The sequence below is a fragment of the Devosia sp. A449 genome (assembly GCF_054489375.1).
The window spans coordinates 164,097-180,448 of sequence record NZ_JBTMWU010000004.1 but is presented as its reverse complement, the minus strand read 5'-3'; the positions used below and the strand labels follow the sequence as shown (position 1 = coordinate 180,448).

Below are 16,352 nucleotides of genomic sequence, written 5' to 3'. Positions count from 1 at the left end.
ATAGCTGGCGGGGACCGGCGATTTTGGGAGGACAAAATGACGTCTGTGTTACGCACCTGTACCGCCATTGCCATGGCGACTGTATTTTCCGCCCAGGCCATGGGCGCCGAAGCCTTGCAGGCGCTGGGCGCCGGCGAAGGCGAATTGAGCATCGTCGCCTGGGCCGGCTATATTGAGCGAGGCGAAACCGACCCGGCCTATGACTGGGTGAGCGATTTCGAAAAGGCCACCAGCTGCCAGGTTTCGGTCAAGACCGCCGCGACCTCGGACGAAATGGTGGCGCTGATGAACGAAGGCGGCTTTGACCTGGTCACCGCCTCGGGCGACGCCTCGCAGCGACTGATTGCCGGCGGCAAGGTGCAGCCGATCAATACCGCGCTGATCCCGTCGTGGTCGACGCTCGATCCACGCATTCAGAACGCCGCCTGGCACACCATTGACGACGTGCATTACGGCACCCCCTACGTCTGGGGTCCCAACGTACTGATGTATAATACCGACGTGTTTGGCGACACGCCGCCGACCAGCTGGAATGTGGTGTTCGAGCCGATGGACTTCCCCGATGGGCAGCCCAATGCCGGCCGCATCCAGGCCTATGACGGCCCGATCTATATCGCCGATGCCGCCAACTATTTGATGGCGCACAAGCCCGAGCTGGGCATTACCAGCCCCTATGAACTGAACGAAGAGCAGTATGCCGCCGCGCTTGAGCTGCTGCGGGTGCAGCGCACTCTGGTCGGCCGCTACTGGCACGACGCCTTCATCCAGATCGATGACTTCAAGAATGAAGGCGTGGCCGCGTCCGGCTCGTGGCCGTTCCAGGTCAATATCCTCAAGGCCGACAGCCCGGTGACCTCGGTGTTCCCGGAGGAAGGCACCACCGGCTGGGCCGACACCACCATGCTGCACGCCAACAGCGCGCATCCGAACTGCGCCTATATGTGGATGGAGCATTCGCTCGCCCCCAAGGTCCAGGGCGACGTCTCGGCCTGGTTCGGCGCCAACCCCTCGGTCCCGGCGGCCTGCCAGGGCAATGAGCTGCTGGGCGCTACCGGCTGCACCGACAATGGCTATGACCAGTTCGACCAGGTCAAGTTCTGGCGCACCCCGACCACGCAGTGCACCCAGGGCGAATGCGTGCCCTATTATCGCTGGGTCTCGGACTATATCGGCGTGATCGGCGGCCGCTGACCGCCCGGCCAAGGGGGGAGGCAGGCTGCCTCCCCCACCCTGCCCCAGTTGAATTCTGACGATCCTGTCTGGCCGGCCGGCAAAGGCTGTGCTGCGCGGCGGTGTGTCCGCCGTCGGAAACGGAGCTGCTAAAAATGACCGTTGCTGTGTCCCTGCAAGGCGTTTCGCGCCATTTCGGCCCGATCAAGGCCATGGATCAGGTCGATCTCGATATCGTCAGCGGCGAGTTTTTCGCCATGCTGGGCCCATCGGGATCGGGCAAGACCACCTGCCTGCGGGTGATCGCCGGCTTTGAGCAACCCACGCTCGGCCATATCGAGATTTTCGGCGAGAACGCCACCGGCGTGCCGCCCTATCGGCGCAACGTCAACACGGTGTTTCAGGACTATGCGCTGTTCCCGCATCTGAACGTGTTGGACAATGTCGCCTATTCGCTGATGCTGAAAAAGGTGCCGCGGGCCGAGCGCAACAAGGCCGCCGAGGCGGCGCTGGAAATGGTCAAGCTGGATGGCTATGGCGCGCGCCGCCCCTCCGAATTGTCCGGCGGACAGCGGCAGCGCGTGGCGCTGGCCAGGGCACTGGTCAACCGGCCCAAGGTGTTGCTGCTGGATGAGCCGCTGGGCGCGCTCGATCTCAAGCTGCGCGAAAGCATGCAGGAAGAGCTGAAGTCGCTGCAAAAGGCGCTGGGCATCACCTTTATTTTCGTCACCCATGATCAGGGCGAGGCCCTGTCGATGGCGGATCGGGTGGCGGTGTTTTCGGGTGGTCGGGTCATCCAAGTCGGCACGCCCGAGGAAATCTATGCCCGGCCCAATAGCCGCTTTGTCGCCGATTTTGTTGGCTCCTCCAATGTGCTCAATCCCACCCAGGTGGCGGTGCTGACAGGTGAGCGGCGCTGGGCGAGCCTGCGCACCGAAGCGGTGCGGCTGGTGCCCGAAGCCGGCAGTGCGCTGGCCGGCGTGGTGACGACCAAGAATTATCTGGGCGCGACGACGCGGGTCGGCATTGATGTCGATGGCGGCAGCATTCATGCGCTGGTGCCTTCGGGCCACGAATTGCCCGCCATTGGCGCGCGCACCGGCCTCGCCTTCGAGCGCAGCGCGCTGCATCTGATGGAGGGTGAGCAATGAGCACCCCGGCCCTTACCATTGCCATACATGAGCGGCGTCCGGGGGTTCTCGGCTGGCTGTCGGATCAATTGTGGCGCCACCCCAAGCTGTTCGTTGCGCTGTTGCTGGCCCCGCCTTTGCTGTGGCTCGGCGTGGTCTATATCGGCTCGCTGCTGGCGCTGCTGGCGCAGAGCTTTTACGCCATCGATGAATTCAGCGGCGTGGTCGACTATTCCCACCTGACGCTCAAGAGCTATGGCGAATTGTTCCGCCCGGCCAATCTCGACATCATCATCCGCACCGTGCTGATGGCCAGCGCGGTGACCCTGGCCTCGGCGGTCATCGCCTTTCCCATCGCCTATATGGCGGCGCGCTATGTGCGCGGCAAATGGAAGGCGCTGTTCTATCTCGGCGTCATGCTGCCGCTGTGGTCGAGCTATCTGGTCAAGATTTATGCGTGGAAGCTGATCCTGGCCAAGGAAGGGATCCTGAACTGGATCTTCGCCCAGTTGCATATCACCTTCTTGCTCGACGCCATTCTGGCCCTTCCGGTGGTCGGCGGCAGCTCGCTGTCGATCAGCTATCTCGGCACCTTCCTGGTGTTTGTCTATGTGTGGATGCCCTACATGATCCTGCCGACGCAGGCGGCAATCGAGCGCGTGCCGGTCAATCTGACCGACGCTTCGTCGGACCTCGGGGCCACGCCGTTTCAGACCTTCTGGAAGGTCATCTTCCCGCTGGCGCTGCCGGGGGTGATTGCCGGCTCGATCTTCACTTTCTCGCTGACGCTGGGCGATTACATCATTCCCCAGATCGTCGGCACGTCGCGCCTGTTCATCGGCCAGGCCGTGTACCAGCACCAGGGCACGGCCGGGAATATCCCGCTGGCCGCCGCCTTCACCGTGGTGCCGATCCTGATCATGGGCCTCTATCTGTGGGCCGCCAAGAAGAAGGGGGCATTCGATGCGCTCTGACCTGACGCGGGCTCCGCTGGGCCTCAAAATTGCTTCGGCGGCCGGGCTGATCTTTCTGATCGCGCCACTGGTGCTGATCTTCATCTATGCCTTCACCACCGAGGAGAAGAGCTATCAATGGCCGCCGCCGGGCTTCACCCTGAAATGGTTCGAGGTGACCTGGAACCGGCCCGACGTGTGGCAGGCGCTGACGCTGTCGGTGCAGGTGGCGAGTATTTCTACCGCCATCGCACTGGTGCTTGGCACATTGTGTGCCGCGGCGGTGAGCCAGACGCAGTTCTTTGGCCGGGAGACGATTTCGCTGCTGGTCATTCTGCCCATCGCCCTGCCCGGCGTGATCACCGGTATCGCCTTGCGCTCGGCCTTCAGCATCGCCGAAATCCCGTTCAGCTTCTGGACCATTGTGCTGGGCCACGCCACCTTCTGCGTCGTGGTGGTTTACAACAATGCGGTGGCGCGGTTCCGCCGCACCTCCAAATCGCTGATCGAGGCCTCGATGGACCTCGGCGCCGACGGCTTCCAGACTTTCCGCCATGTCATCCTGCCCAATATCGGCACGGCCTTGCTGGCTGGTGGCATGCTGGCCTTCGCGCTGTCGTTTGACGAAGTGATTGTCACCACCTTCACCTCCGGGCAGCAGCAGACTCTGCCGCTATGGATGCTGGAGGAACTGGTCCGGCCGCGTCAGCGCCCGGTGACCAATGTCGTCGCCATGATTGTGGTGCTGGTTACCACCCTACCCATTCTGGCCGCCTTTTACCTCACCCGCGACGGCGACCAGATCGCCGGCGCCGGCAAATAACCTGCTCAGGAGATGATGATGGACACCAGCATGCTGATCGGCGCGCAGTTCGAGAGCGGCGTGGATTTTGAAGAACAGGTGCTCAATCCGCGGACGGGCGGCTTGATCAAGGCCATCCCCGAAGCCTCGCTGGCGCAGGTGGACAAGGCGGTGACGGCAGCGGGCAAGGCGTTTGTCCACTGGTCGCGCACCACGCCGCAGCAGCGTTCGACCTATCTGTTGCGCATTGCCGACGCCATCGAGGCCGAGGCCGATGAATTCGCGGCATTGGAAGCGCTCAATTGCGGCAAGCCGATCAATGCGGTGCGCAATGATGAAATCCCGGCGGTGGTGGATTGCTACCGCTTCTTTGCCGGGGCGGTGCGCAATATGAGTGGCGTCGTGGCCGGCGAATATATGGCAGGCCACACTTCCATGGTGCGGCGCGATCCGATCGGCATTGTCGGCTCGATTGCGCCGTGGAACTACCCGCTGATGATGATGGCGTGGAAGCTGGCGCCGGCGATTGCCGGGGGCAATACGGTGGTGTTCAAGCCCTCGGAACAGACCCCGCTCAGCGCGCTCAAGCTGGCGCGGATTCTGGCGAAAATCCTGCCCGAAGGGGTGGTCAATATCGTGCTGGGGCGTGGGGAAAGCGTCGGCAATGCGCTGATCAACCACCCCAAGATCGATATGGTGTCGATCACCGGCGATATCGCCACGGGCAAGAAGGTGCTGCAGGCGGCGGCCAAATCGGTCAAGCGCACCCATCTCGAACTGGGCGGCAAGGCTCCGGTGATCGTCTATGACGATGCCGATCTCGACGCTGTGGTGACCGGGCTGCGGGCGTTTGGCTATTACAATGCCGGGCAGGACTGCACCGCCGCTTGCCGTATCTATGCCGGCTCGAAGATTTATGACCGGCTGGTGGCGGATTTGTCGTCGGCGGTCTCGACCATCCAGTTCAATCAGGAAGACGATAGCCTCAACGAAATGGGACCGCTGATTTCGCTGCGGCAGCGCGACCGGGTGGCCAGTTTTGTCGAGCGGGCGCAGGAAATGTCCCATATCGAAGTGACGGCGGGCGGCAAGAAATCAAGCGAACAGGGCTTTTTCTTCGAGCCGACGGTGGTGGCCGGGGCGTTGCAGAGCGACGAGATCGTGCGCCGCGAAGTGTTCGGTCCGGTGGTGTCCATTACCCGCTTCGACGAGCCGGACCAGGCGGTGAAATGGGCCAATGACAGCGATTACGGGCTGGCCTCGTCGGTGTGGACCAAGGATATTTCCAAGGCGATGAGCGCCGCCGCCAGCCTGCGCTATGGCTGCACCTGGATCAACACCCACTTCATGCTGGTCAATGAAATGCCGCATGGCGGCATCAAGCAGTCCGGCTATGGCAAGGATCTGTCGAGCTATTCGCTCGAAGACTACACCAGCGTTCGCCACGTGATGATCAATCACGGCTGACGCATTTCAGCTCCCTGCGCCAATCCGGTCGCTGCGCGTTGCGGTGGCCGGATTGTCGTTTGTGCAGACGCGCCCCGCCGCTAACGCCGAAAACAGCACGCTGACGAAATTTGTGAGCCTATCCCTAGAAAACCGACAAGGCGCATGATATGAATTTCTGTGTTGCAGGTCATTTGCAGCACTGAATTCTAATTCAGTGACCATATAGGGCACCACATGCTAAATACTGTCGAGATTGAGGAAACCAAGCGCTGCTGGGCGCGTCGTGCGATCAAGGTGATGGAGGCGGACGCCCATCGCTCGGCCGACTCACACCTCATTCCGCTGGCCGTTCCGACATTTCCCGACATCGACATCTATCTCAAGGACGAGTCGACCCACCCCACCGGCAGCCTGAAACACCGGCTGGCCCGCTCGCTGATCCTCTATGGCATCTGCAACGGCCTGATTGGCCCGACCACCGCGTTGGTTGAGGCCTCGTCCGGCTCCACCGCCGTCAGCGAAGCCTATTATGCCAAGCTGCTGGGGCTGAGATTTTTCGCCGTATTGCCGCGCACCACCAGCCAGAGCAAGGTGGAGGCGATCGAGCAGCAGGGCGGCTCCTGCTATTTCGTCGATGATCCCTCCGCCATCTATGAGGAAGCGCGGCTGCTCGCGGTGCGCGAAAATGGGCATTATCTGGATCAGTTCACCTTCGCCGAACGGGCGACGGATTGGCGCGGCAATAACAATATCGCCGAATCCATCTTCCAGCAGATGACCATGGAACGGCATCCCATTCCTCGCTGGGTGGTCATGAGCCCCGGCACTGGCGGCACCTCCGCCACCATTGGCCGCTACATCCTCTATCGCGGCCTCAACACCAGCCTGTGCGTCCCCGACCCGGAATTCTCGGCGTTTTACGAGGGCTGGTGCGGCGTCAATCAGGAGGCGCATTGCGCGCGCGGCAGCCGCATCGAAGGCATTGGTCGCCCCCGTATAGAAGCGTCCTTTATCCCCAATGTGGTCGATGCCATGCTCAAGGTGCCGGACACTGCCTCCATCGCCGCCACCCGCGTGCTGTCGCGGTTGTTGAGCCGGCGCGTCGGCGCTTCCACCGGCACCAATTTCATCGGCATGCTGTGGGCGGCGAGCCAGATGCGCGAGGACAAGGATGCCGGCTCGATCGTGTCGCTCATCTGCGATAGCGGCGAGCGCTATGCCCAGACCTATTTTGATGACGCCTGGCTGACCCAGCAAGGCCTGAACATCGCCCCCCACGAAGCCCTGATCGAAGACAGCCTCGAGACCGGCATTTTTCACCCCGATCTGCTGCTCGGCACCCGCCAGCGCTAATTTTCAACTGCACGAGCCCATCATGACCGTCATTGCTACCGATCTCGCCCCCGCCGCCGTCGGCCCCTATTCGCAGGCCCGCCGCCATGGCGACCTGCTCTTCGTCTCGGGCCAATTGCCGCTCGACCCCGCGACCGGCACCATGCCCGACGATGCCGTTGCGCAGATGGCGCAGTCCCTGCGCAACATCGCCGCCATCGCCGAAGCCGCCGGCAGCTCGCTCGCCAACACCATCAAGACCACCGTCCTGGTGACGGACCTGTCGCGCTGGGGCGAACTCAACGCGGAATATGCCCGTCACTTTCAGGAGCCCTACCCCGCCCGCGCCACCTACCAGGTGAGCGCCCTGCCAATGGGGGCCAAGGTCGAAATCGAGGCAGTGATCGCCCTCTAGAGTCACGCGGCCCAGTCGTGCTGACGACCATCGCGCCGAAAACAGGGCGCGATGGCAAGCACGCGCCCCATTCCTTTCAGCAGCCCCCAGCAGGGCATTTTCGGCCGTCGCTGCCGAGGTGCGCCCTTTTCAAAATGCGGCTTTCCCATACGTCAAACCGCCCGATCAGCAAGAATACTGCGTCGGGGAACGCCTGCTGCTGGACAGCGGAAGCGGGCTCAAACAGGGTAGGGAAAAGGGATTCGCGTGATGACCGTTGCTACAAAACTCGATGCCGTTCTTGCCGCAGTGGATGGTGGACTCGAGCAGAGCCTGGAGCGGCTCTATGCCCTGCTCCGCATCAAGTCCGTCTCCACCGATCCCGCTTATGCCGCCGAATGCCAGCGCGCGGCAGATTGGATCACCAGTGAGCTCACCGGACTGGGCTTTGACGCTGCGGCCCGCCCGACGCCGGGCCATCCGGTGGTGGTGGCGCATGGTCCTGAGCAGGCCGGGCCGCATGTGCTGTTTTACGCGCATTACGACGTGCAGCCGGTCGATCCGCTGAATCTGTGGCACACCGATCCGTTCGAGCCCGAACTCAAGACCGATGCCCATGGCCGCCAGATCATCGTGGCGCGCGGCGCCTCGGACGACAAGGGGCAGATGATGACCTTCATCGAGGCCTGTCGCGCCTGGAAGGCAACCACTGGCAGCCTGCCGATCAGAATATCGATGATGATCGAGGGTGAGGAAGAAAGCGGCGGCGTGAACCTGCCGCCCTTCATGGAGGCCAACAAGGCTGAGCTGGGCGTCGCCGATATCGCGCTGGTCTGCGATACGCGGATGTGGGATGCCGCAACGCCGTCCGTCATCACCATGCTGCGTGGCCTTGTGGCCGACGAGGTGGAAATCAGCTGCGCCAACAAGGATCTGCATTCCGGCATGTTCGGCAATGCGGCGCGCAATCCCAATCAGGTGCTGGCCGAAATCATCGCCAGCCTGCGGGGGCCGGATGGCTCGGTGACGCTGCCGGGGTTTTATGATGACGTAGCCGAAATCAGCCCGGCGCTGAAAGCGCAATGGCAGGGCCTCGGCTTTGATCAGGCGGCGTTTCTCGGCGAAGCCGGGCTATCAGTGCCAGCGGGCGAGCGGGATCGCTCGGTGCTGGAAATGCTGTGGGCGCGGCCGACCTGCGAAATCAACGGCATGATTGGCGGCTATACCGGCGACGGCTTCAAGACCGTGATCCCGGCCAAGGCCAGTGCCAAGATAAGCTTCCGGCTGGTGTCCGGCATGGACCCACACAAGATCCGCGCCGCCTTCCGCCAGCATGTGCAGGCACGCATCCCGGCGGATTGCTCGGTGACCTTCACCGAACATGGCGGCTCACCCGCCATCACCGTGCCGGACGATGGCACTCATCTGCGTCAGGCGTTGGCGGCGCTTTCCGACGAATGGGGCAAGCCGGCGGTGATCACCGGCTCGGGCGGCTCCATCCCGGTGGTCGGCGACTTCAAGCGCATTCTTGACCTCGATGCGCTGCTGATCGGCTTTGCCCGCGTCGACAACAAAATCCACTCGCCCAACGAGAAATACGATCTCGAGAGCTACCATCGCGGCATTCGCAGCTGGGTGCGCGTTCTGGCCGCCCTGGCAGGCTGACGCCTAAGGGCGCTTGGCTGCCAGAGTGGCAATCTCGCCCATAGACACCGGCTTCAGTGGTGGGCGGATGTTGTAATAGTCCTGCGGAGGCTGGCCCTGCGCGGCGGCCACGACTTGCGCCACCGTAGAGCCGCATAGCCGCCCCTGACAGGGCCCCATGCCGCAGCGCAGCGCGGCCTTGATCTGATTGGGCCCAAGCCCATCCTTGGCCAAGGCGTGCACCGCCGAGGCGCTGACGGACTCGCAGCGGCACAGCACCACATCGCCGCTCGGCGTATTGATGGCCGTGCGTGGCGGATAGAGGTCATCGAGGAAAGCACGAACGCTTAGGTGGGCATTGAGGGCGCGCCGCTCGTCGGCCGCGAGCCGGTCGCGGGCCGCATTGTCCAGCCGGCCCAGTTCATGCAAAATATCCAGCGCTGCCAACCGGCCCTGATGCTCGGCGCTGCGCGCACCGACGATGCCGCCGGCATCGCCCGCAACACGGATGCCCTCGACCGAACTTGCCCCCCAGGCGTCAAGAAGCGGCTTGAAGGCGAACTGGCGCTGGTCCCAAACATGGGCACATCCAAGCATACGGGTGGCGTTCTGGCCGGGAATGACGCCCTCATGCAGGGCCACCAGCCCGGCGACAATATGGTGGGTCTTGTTGCCGGATCGAAAGCGAACCTCTTCGGCCCGCTCATTGCCCTGAATTTCAATGTCGCGCACTGCCCCATAGGTCGGGATGCCGGCGCGCCGCAGCGCCAGTTTCAGTTTCAGCCCCTTGAGCAGATAGCCCGGGCCCTTGCCGGTCAGCGCCCGCGGCATGGCGCGGATGGCGCCCAGCATATGGCGAGACACGGCGGTATCAAGCAGCGCCGCGATCGGCACGCCTGCCAATATGCATTGATGGGCCAGCAGATAAAACAGCGGTCCGGACCCAGCAATGACGATGGGCTCATCGGCGACAAGAGCGCTATTCTTGATCAGGATTTGCAGCGCCCCGGCGGTCATCACCCCAGGCAAGGTCCAGCCGGCGACCGGCACAGGCCGCTCCATTGCTCCGGTGGCAAGGATCAGCTTTGAGGTCCGCAGCTTGTGCGTGATGCCCTCGCGGCTGGCAAACACCTCAAGCCCCGGCGCCACGTGCCACATGTTGGTCTCGGGCCAATAGGCAGCCGCGCTGGCGCGGAAGCGGCGGACCAGATCGGCGCCATGCAGATAGTCGCTGCCCAGGATTTCTGCCTTCCGGCTACCGGCGGGCGTACGCTCAATGCCGCGATAGATCTGCCCGCCGGGCGCGGGCTGCTCGTCGAGCACCAGCACGCGCAGTTTATGCTCGGCCAGCAACGTGGCCGCCGCCAGCCCCGCAGGACCGGCACCCACGACGATGGTGTCCCATTGCCCGGCATCGGCGGGTGGCACAGTGTTCGTCATGACGGGTTTGCTCCTGTGTCGGTGCGTATATCCATGCCGGCTACGACCGAGGTCATGCAGGCCTGTCGACCCGCGCGCCCATCGATGGTGACGAGGCATTCAAAACACACGCCCATCATGCAATAGGGGCCGCGCGGTTTGCCCGAAGTCGGGGACATGCGGAAATTGATTTGGCCGGTGGCCAGTAGCGCTGCGGCAACGGTGTCGCCTGCTTGTGCCACGACTATGCGACCGTCCACCGTCAGGGTGACCTGCTCCGGCGCGACGCTTCCCGCGTCCGCTGTCAGTTTCTTGAACATCGCGCGGCCCCTCTAATGTGACGATCCACCGGTGTGGCTCTGCCAGTCCCCGAAGCGATCCGCGGCAAAGGCCTCGACGTCTTGCGGCAACTGACCCGACAGGATGGCCGGGGCCAGCATCAGCGCGTGAATGCCGGCCAACGTCACCCCGCTATGGGCTGTGGCGGCAAAGGCACCGGGATAGCGCTCCGATTGCTGATAGATCGGCAGCCCATCAGGCGTCATCACCCGCAGGCAGGACCAGCTGCGCACCAGATCCAGATCGGCAATGCGCGGGAAAATGCGCACCACGCGCTCCGCAATCTGCCCCAGCTGACCAACCCCGATGGATTTGTCGAAGCCGACATTTTCCTGCGTCGAGCCGAGCAGAACCGTGCCCTCGGCCATCTGGCGGATCGCGGTCGTCGGCATGTGCAGGAATGGCGTGGTCCGAGCGGTGATCATCAACTGGCCGCGCTGCGGGAACACGGCCAGATCAAGACCAATGTCACGCCCCAGCTCGCGACTACCCAGCCCCGCGGCCAGCAGCAGCCGCCCTGCCCGTAATTGGCGGTCACCGACCGAAACCGCAAAGCCACTGCCATCGGGACGGATCTGATCGACCGACTTTCCCGACAGCATTGTCACGCCACTCTTGTGCAGCGCAATGCGCAGGGCCTGAAGCAGCAGCAGCGGATTGACCGCGCCGTCCTGTTTGCAGAACGTCGCGCCATAAACGTCGGGACCCAGCTCCGGCATGGTTTCGCGCAGCGTGCTGGCGGCGATGAATTCGACCGCAAAATCATCCTTGGGGGAGCCGGGTGGCGCCAGTTGCGCCATGCGCTTCTCGGCCTCGGCCTCCGACAGCAGGAAGTGCAGGCCACCCTTCTGTTCAAAGCCAATATCGACACCACTGACAGCACCCAAGGCTTCGGCGAATTCTGGCCAGAGCTTTACCGCCTTGCGGGTCCAGTTGGCGTAGGCCGGCGCGTCGACGCCCTTGCCCTGCGTCCACAGCAGGCCAAAATTACCCACCGAGGCGCGATAGGCGCCGTCTTCACCATCGACAATCGCCACGCGTGCGCCGGCGCGTGCCGCGCCCCAGGCAGCAGCGCAGCCGATCAGGCCACCACCAATGATCAGCAAATCATAGTCAGTCGCCACGGTGCACCGCCCTCGTCTTGCCTACCGTCAAAAATACCCAATTCATGGGGTCACCCGGCGTGCGCGGCGCAGCCATCGGAGCGCTGGCGCAGCGGCGAAGATCACCAGGGTCAGCCGCGCCACATGCATCACCGAAACATAGGCCACCTCTTGCCCCATCGCCAAAGCGAGCAGGCTCATCTCGGTCAACCCGCCCGGCGAATAGGCGAGGAAAGTGTGGCTGATCTCGGTGCCGGTGATCGTGCTGACAATCAGCGCAAACAGCACCGCAACCGCGATCATGAGCAGTGAGGAGCCGACGCCCAGCCCCATATCCCGGCCGACCTGCCTGAGGCTGGCGCCCACAAAGCGTCCGCCAATGACGGTTCCGATCACCACCTGAGCGATGATGACGACCAAGTCCGGCGGCGCAACGGTGACCAGCCCAGTGACATGGGCGATCCCGCTCAGCACCATCGGCCCCAGGATCGCTGGCGCAGGCAGGCGCAGAACAGACGCGAATGGCACGCCCAACAGGGCGCAGCCTCCCAGCACCAGCCAGTCTTGCACCGTCAGCGCGTTGAGCGCCGCTCCGCGTGGCGCGGCGCTGCCGCTGGAGACCCCCATGGCCACGCCAAAGAACAATACCCCGAATAGAATAACCGCCAGAATCCGCGTGGCATGCGCCATGGCGATGCGTTTTTCCTCGCCGCCGGCCTCGACGCCCATGATCACCATGTCATTGAGACCGCCCGGCATGGCGCTGAAAAACGCCGTCACCGGATCGTAGCGGCCGATGCCCCGGTAAAACCAGTAAGACGCAGCAGCAGCGGCGATGGAAAAGGGGATCAGGAAGGCGAAGGTGATACTCCAGCGCCCCAGCGCCAACAGAATGCTCGCATCAATCCCCGAACCGAGCATGACGCCCAGCACCGGAAGAAACACCACCCGCAGCCGGGCCGGTGAGCGGATAGGGGCACCCGACAACGCAGCAATCGTCGTGCCGATCATCGGGCCAAGCATCCAGGGCAGCGGCAGGCCGACGGCCTGCGCCAACACGCCAGACAACGCGCCGACCAGCAAGGCCAGCATGGCGCGCCACGGCGGTTGGAACCGCGACAAGAATTTATGCAGCGCCAATCTGATTACTCCCCCCACCACCGCATGGTGATCCGGGCGGAGCCTCCTGCCCCGCCCGTAATGTCCAGTCTAGCCGGCCCAGATCGTGCGCTGCGCCTGCACCAGCGCCGTGACCACCGACGACGCGACGATGAAGGTTGCGCCGGTTTCGGGGGACAGGTTGGGGCTGCTGCTCATGGCGAAATTGCCGACGCTGCTTTCAATCCGGATATTGAAAAAGCGGCGAGTGCCAGGCTTGCGGTTGAAGAAGGTCAAGTGGGTCGCGTCGAGACCGGTCCCGGCCAGGGCCGCGGCGGCGACGACATTGACGCCATGCAGCTGGCCGACGGCTTCGCGTGCAGTGCCGACAAAATCAGGCGTATCGCCCTCGACTGTGGTGCTGGTCACGGCCTCGATGAACACACGTGCCTCGGGATCGCGCGCGGCCACCGTTGCGGCATCAAGGCCGGCAATGGCGCCACCCAGCAGGCGGAGCCGATGGCCGGCCTGCTTCCCGGCGGCCTCGACCTTGGCCGCAAAATCAGCATCGCCCAACGCCATGCCGCTGATCGACCAGATATCGGCCACCGCAATCGCGGCAACGCCATGCTCGAGCAGCCCATCTGGCCCGGCGGCTTCGATGATCAGATCAGGCTTGCTGGCCAGAAACTCAGCGCGGTCGGCGGTGGTCAGCGCCGTGATCCCGGGCCGCTCGGCACTGCGCCGGGTCAGCACGGCGCAAACTTCATAGGCCCCGGCCTCGCCTGCCTGAATGCTGGTGATGATCGCCTGGGCGATACGCCCAGCGCCGATGATGCCGACGCGGCACACGCCGCCGGAACCGTGAAGCGGATTGAAAGGCATGGGCATGTTACCTGTATTGGCGGGGACGAAGCCCGGCATGGAACCAGTCCAGCATGGTGATGACGTCATAGACCGGAATGCCGAACTCACGCTCGACGGAAGCCGAATAGGGCGACAGGTTGGTGCATTCAAACACCAGCGCGCCCATGTTCGGATTTTCCTCCAGGAGGCCCCGGACGGTGTCCAAGACTTCCTGTTCCTGCCTGACAAAATCGATCTTCGGATTGCCGCTGATCAGATTGGCGCGGAAATAGCCTTCGAGCGACATGCCGGCGATCGGACCGTCGAAGGTCACGCCCACGCCGGCAAAATGCGCCGGGGTCAGGGCCGGCTTCTTGGCCGTCACCACGCCAACCTGCTGCGAGGTCGGCAGCATGCGCTGCAGCATCGGGATCTGCAGCAGGCTGGAGCTGGCAACCGGCACCGGACTGCGCGCGGCCAGATGTGGCTGCATGATCGCGAGGAAGCCGCAACTGGTCGAAATGCCGTCGACGCCACGCGCCACGAGGTCATCAATGGCCCGATAGAAAACCTGCAACGTCTCGCCTTCCGGCGTGAGGTCGGCGCCAAGCGAAACGCCCTTAATGACCGAATACTGCACCGGATAATCGAAGGTTTCGGCATTGCCGATATCGCCGACAAAACGCTGGAAGCGGGTGTCGAGGATGATGATGCCGAGCTTGGCGCCATAGACGGGGCGACCGCGATGGCGGCCCAGGGGGAATTCAGTGGGGGTCATTCTGCAAGCCCGTTCGCTAGCCACCAGGATGCGGACATATCGCTCAAGTTCCACTTGAGTGTCAATGAAATCCAAATGGAACTTATAAATTTATCAGCAGGGTGAAAAGGTTAGTCGACGATAGAGAAATTGATCGAGCCCAAGGTTTCGAACTGGGCTTGGACGTGGTCACCGGCCGAAAACTCGACCGCCGCCGTTGCGGCGCCGGCCAGAACGATGTCGCCGGGGCAAAGCGCTTCGCCGGCGCTGGCAGCCATCCGGGCTGCCGCCACCAACGCACGCGCCGGATTGCCGAGGATTGCGGCAGTGGAACCGATTTGCCGAGGCCGACCGTTGATCGACAGGATCAGCCCGAGATTGGCGACATCGGTGCCGGGCGCGTACCAGTCACCGATAACAAACCCCGCGGCAGAGGTATTGTCGGCCACCACGTCGGCCACGTCGAACTTGAAGTTGGCGAAGCGGCTGTCGATGATTTCCATGGCGGGCGCGACGCCCGCCACCGCGTTCAACGCCTCAAGCGCACTCACATTGCCTTCCAGGCGATGCCGGATCAGATAGGCGACCTCCGGTTCGACGCGCGGATGCACGAACCGGCTCATCGAAACGCAGCCGCCCTCTTCGAGACGCATGGATTCGGTCAGGCGGCCCCAGATCAGGTCATCGAGCCCCATCTGCAGCTGCTTGGCGCGGCTGGTGAACCCCATCTTGATGCCGATCCGCCGGTCGCCGCGCGCATAGCGGCGGTTCATGGACAGCGTCTGGATGGCGTAGCCCTGGTCAACACTCAGGGTATGCGTGTCGGAAAATTGAGGAATTGCTGTAGCGCAAAGGGCCGCCTCATCGGCGATTTCCGCCAGTCTTTGCAGGTCAGTCATGCTGCACTTTCTTTTTGCTTGATCATGTCCAGCGCCACGTCGACGATCATGTCTTCCTGGCCGCCCACCATGCCGCGCTTGCCCAGTTCAACCAGGATTTCGCGGGTATCGAGGCCATAAAGCCCTGCCGCCCGTTCGGCGTGACGCAGGAAGGACGAATAGACCCCCGCATAACCCAAGGTCAGCGTTTCGCGGTCGACCCGCACCGGACGGTCCTGCAACGGACGCACCAGGGTTTCGGCGGCGTCCTGCAATTTGAACAGATCGCAGCCATGCTCGAAGCCATAGACATTGGCCACGGCGATGAAGGCTTCGAGCGGGCAATTGCCGGCCCCTGCCCCCATGCCCGCCAACGAAGCATCGACACGGGTCGCGCCGTGCTGAACGGCGACAATTGTATTGGCGACCGATAGCGACAGGTTCTCATGCATATGTACGCCGCGCTGGGTTTCGGGCTTCAGCGCCTTGGCATAAGCGTCGAAACGCTCGGTCACGCCGGCCATGGTCAGCGCACCACCGGAATCGGTGACATAGACGCAGTCGGCACCATAGCTTTCCATTTTGACGGCCTGGGCCGCCAGCGCTTCGGGCGAGGTCATATGCGACATCATCAGGAAGCCTGACACGTCCAGCCCCATCTCCTTGGCGGCGCTAATATGCTGGGCGCTGACATCGGCCTCGGTGCAATGGGTGGCGATGCGCACCGAGCGGACGCCATTGTCGCGGGCGCGTTTGAGGTCTTCGATAGTGCCGATGCCGGGCAGCAACAGCGTCGTCAGCACCGCGTTCTTGCAGACCTTGGCGGCTTCCTTGATCCAGGCCTCGTCGGTATGGGCGCCGAAGCCATAGTTGAAGGTCGACCCCATCAGCCCGTCGCCATGGGCGACCTCGATGGCGTCGACGCCAGCCTCGTCCAGCGCCTGCGCAATGTCACGCACATGGCCCAGATCATATTGATGCCGGACGGCATGCATGCCGTCGCGCAGCGTCACGTCCTGAATGTAAAGCCTGCTCATC

The 16,352-nt window shown here is 63.3% G+C and carries 16 protein-coding genes; 8 read left to right on the top strand and 8 right to left on the bottom strand.

Going from position 1 to position 16,352, the window contains the following annotated elements; all coding sequences use genetic code 11:
- Positions 1–36: 36 nt before the first annotated feature.
- The 8 genes from ACX3OW_RS13325 (at position 37) to ACX3OW_RS13290 (ending at position 8,895) form a co-directional block, all read left to right on the top strand.
- Positions 37–1,191 carry an ABC transporter substrate-binding protein gene (locus tag ACX3OW_RS13325; RefSeq protein ID WP_459096272.1) on the top strand — a complete coding sequence of 385 codons (1,155 nt, stop codon included), beginning with the start codon at positions 37–39 and terminating at the stop codon, positions 1,189–1,191.
- Positions 1,192–1,325: 134 nt separating this feature from the next.
- Positions 1,326–2,321 (top strand): ABC transporter ATP-binding protein, encoded by a 996-nt coding sequence (locus tag ACX3OW_RS13320; RefSeq protein WP_459096271.1) that lies wholly within the window; start codon positions 1,326–1,328, stop codon positions 2,319–2,321.
- On the top strand, positions 2,318–3,274 hold the full coding sequence (locus tag ACX3OW_RS13315) for an ABC transporter permease (protein ID WP_459096270.1): 957 nt from the start codon (positions 2,318–2,320) through the stop codon (positions 3,272–3,274). The genes ACX3OW_RS13320 and ACX3OW_RS13315 overlap by 4 nt, the downstream gene beginning before the upstream one ends.
- Positions 3,264–4,076: an ABC transporter permease gene (locus ACX3OW_RS13310; RefSeq protein WP_459096269.1), complete on the top strand. Its 813-nt coding sequence runs from the start codon at positions 3,264–3,266 to the stop codon at positions 4,074–4,076. The genes ACX3OW_RS13315 and ACX3OW_RS13310 overlap by 11 nt, the downstream gene beginning before the upstream one ends.
- An 18-nt stretch (positions 4,077–4,094) precedes the next feature.
- A complete protein-coding gene (locus tag ACX3OW_RS13305; RefSeq protein WP_459096268.1) occupies positions 4,095–5,522 on the top strand; it encodes a gamma-aminobutyraldehyde dehydrogenase in 1,428 nt (475 codons plus the stop codon).
- Between the two features lie 216 nt (positions 5,523–5,738).
- Entirely contained in the window at positions 5,739–6,857 is a 1,119-nt protein-coding gene (locus ACX3OW_RS13300) for a PLP-dependent cysteine synthase family protein (RefSeq protein ID WP_459096267.1), read from the top strand.
- A gap of 22 nt (positions 6,858–6,879) precedes the next feature.
- Positions 6,880–7,251, top strand: a complete 372-nt coding sequence (locus tag ACX3OW_RS13295) for a Rid family detoxifying hydrolase (RefSeq protein ID WP_459096266.1) — start codon at positions 6,880–6,882, stop codon at positions 7,249–7,251.
- 249 nt (positions 7,252–7,500) lie between these two features.
- Positions 7,501–8,895: a M20/M25/M40 family metallo-hydrolase gene (locus ACX3OW_RS13290; protein WP_459096265.1), complete on the top strand. Its 1,395-nt coding sequence runs from the start codon at positions 7,501–7,503 to the stop codon at positions 8,893–8,895.
- A 3-nt stretch (positions 8,896–8,898) separates the two neighbouring features.
- On the opposite strand, the gene ACX3OW_RS13285 is transcribed toward ACX3OW_RS13290, so the two are convergent.
- The 8 genes from ACX3OW_RS13285 to dmpG form a co-directional block, all read right to left on the bottom strand.
- The gene (locus ACX3OW_RS13285) at positions 8,899–10,314 is read right to left on the bottom strand and encodes an FAD/NAD(P)-dependent oxidoreductase (protein ID WP_459096264.1); all 1,416 of its coding nucleotides are present in this window, start codon (positions 10,312–10,314) and stop codon (positions 8,899–8,901) included.
- The gene (locus ACX3OW_RS13280; protein ID WP_459096263.1) at positions 10,311–10,613 is read right to left on the bottom strand and encodes a (2Fe-2S)-binding protein; all 303 of its coding nucleotides are present in this window, start codon (positions 10,611–10,613) and stop codon (positions 10,311–10,313) included. The genes ACX3OW_RS13285 and ACX3OW_RS13280 overlap by 4 nt, the downstream gene beginning before the upstream one ends.
- Positions 10,614–10,625: 12 nt before the next feature.
- Positions 10,626–11,756 (bottom strand): NAD(P)/FAD-dependent oxidoreductase, encoded by a 1,131-nt coding sequence (locus tag ACX3OW_RS13275; protein WP_459096262.1) that lies wholly within the window; start codon positions 11,754–11,756, stop codon positions 10,626–10,628.
- 42 nt (positions 11,757–11,798) lie between these two features.
- The gene (locus ACX3OW_RS13270) at positions 11,799–12,875 is read right to left on the bottom strand and encodes an AbrB family transcriptional regulator (RefSeq protein ID WP_459096261.1); all 1,077 of its coding nucleotides are present in this window, start codon (positions 12,873–12,875) and stop codon (positions 11,799–11,801) included.
- Positions 12,876–12,944: 69 nt separating this feature from the next.
- Positions 12,945–13,718, bottom strand: coding sequence for a hypothetical protein (locus ACX3OW_RS13265; protein ID WP_459096260.1), 774 nt, complete (start codon positions 13,716–13,718; stop codon positions 12,945–12,947).
- Between the two features lie 7 nt (positions 13,719–13,725).
- Complete coding sequence (locus tag ACX3OW_RS13260; RefSeq protein WP_459096259.1) at positions 13,726–14,457, bottom strand: aspartate/glutamate racemase family protein; 732 nt, start codon at positions 14,455–14,457, stop codon at positions 13,726–13,728.
- Positions 14,458–14,567: 110 nt separating this feature from the next.
- Positions 14,568–15,335: a 2-keto-4-pentenoate hydratase gene (locus ACX3OW_RS13255; protein WP_459096258.1), complete on the bottom strand. Its 768-nt coding sequence runs from the start codon at positions 15,333–15,335 to the stop codon at positions 14,568–14,570.
- A complete protein-coding gene (dmpG, locus tag ACX3OW_RS13250; protein WP_459096257.1) occupies positions 15,332–16,351 on the bottom strand; it encodes a 4-hydroxy-2-oxovalerate aldolase in 1,020 nt (339 codons plus the stop codon). Before dmpG ends, ACX3OW_RS13255 begins: the two co-directional genes overlap by 4 nt.
- Between the last annotated feature and the right edge of the window lies 1 nt (position 16,352).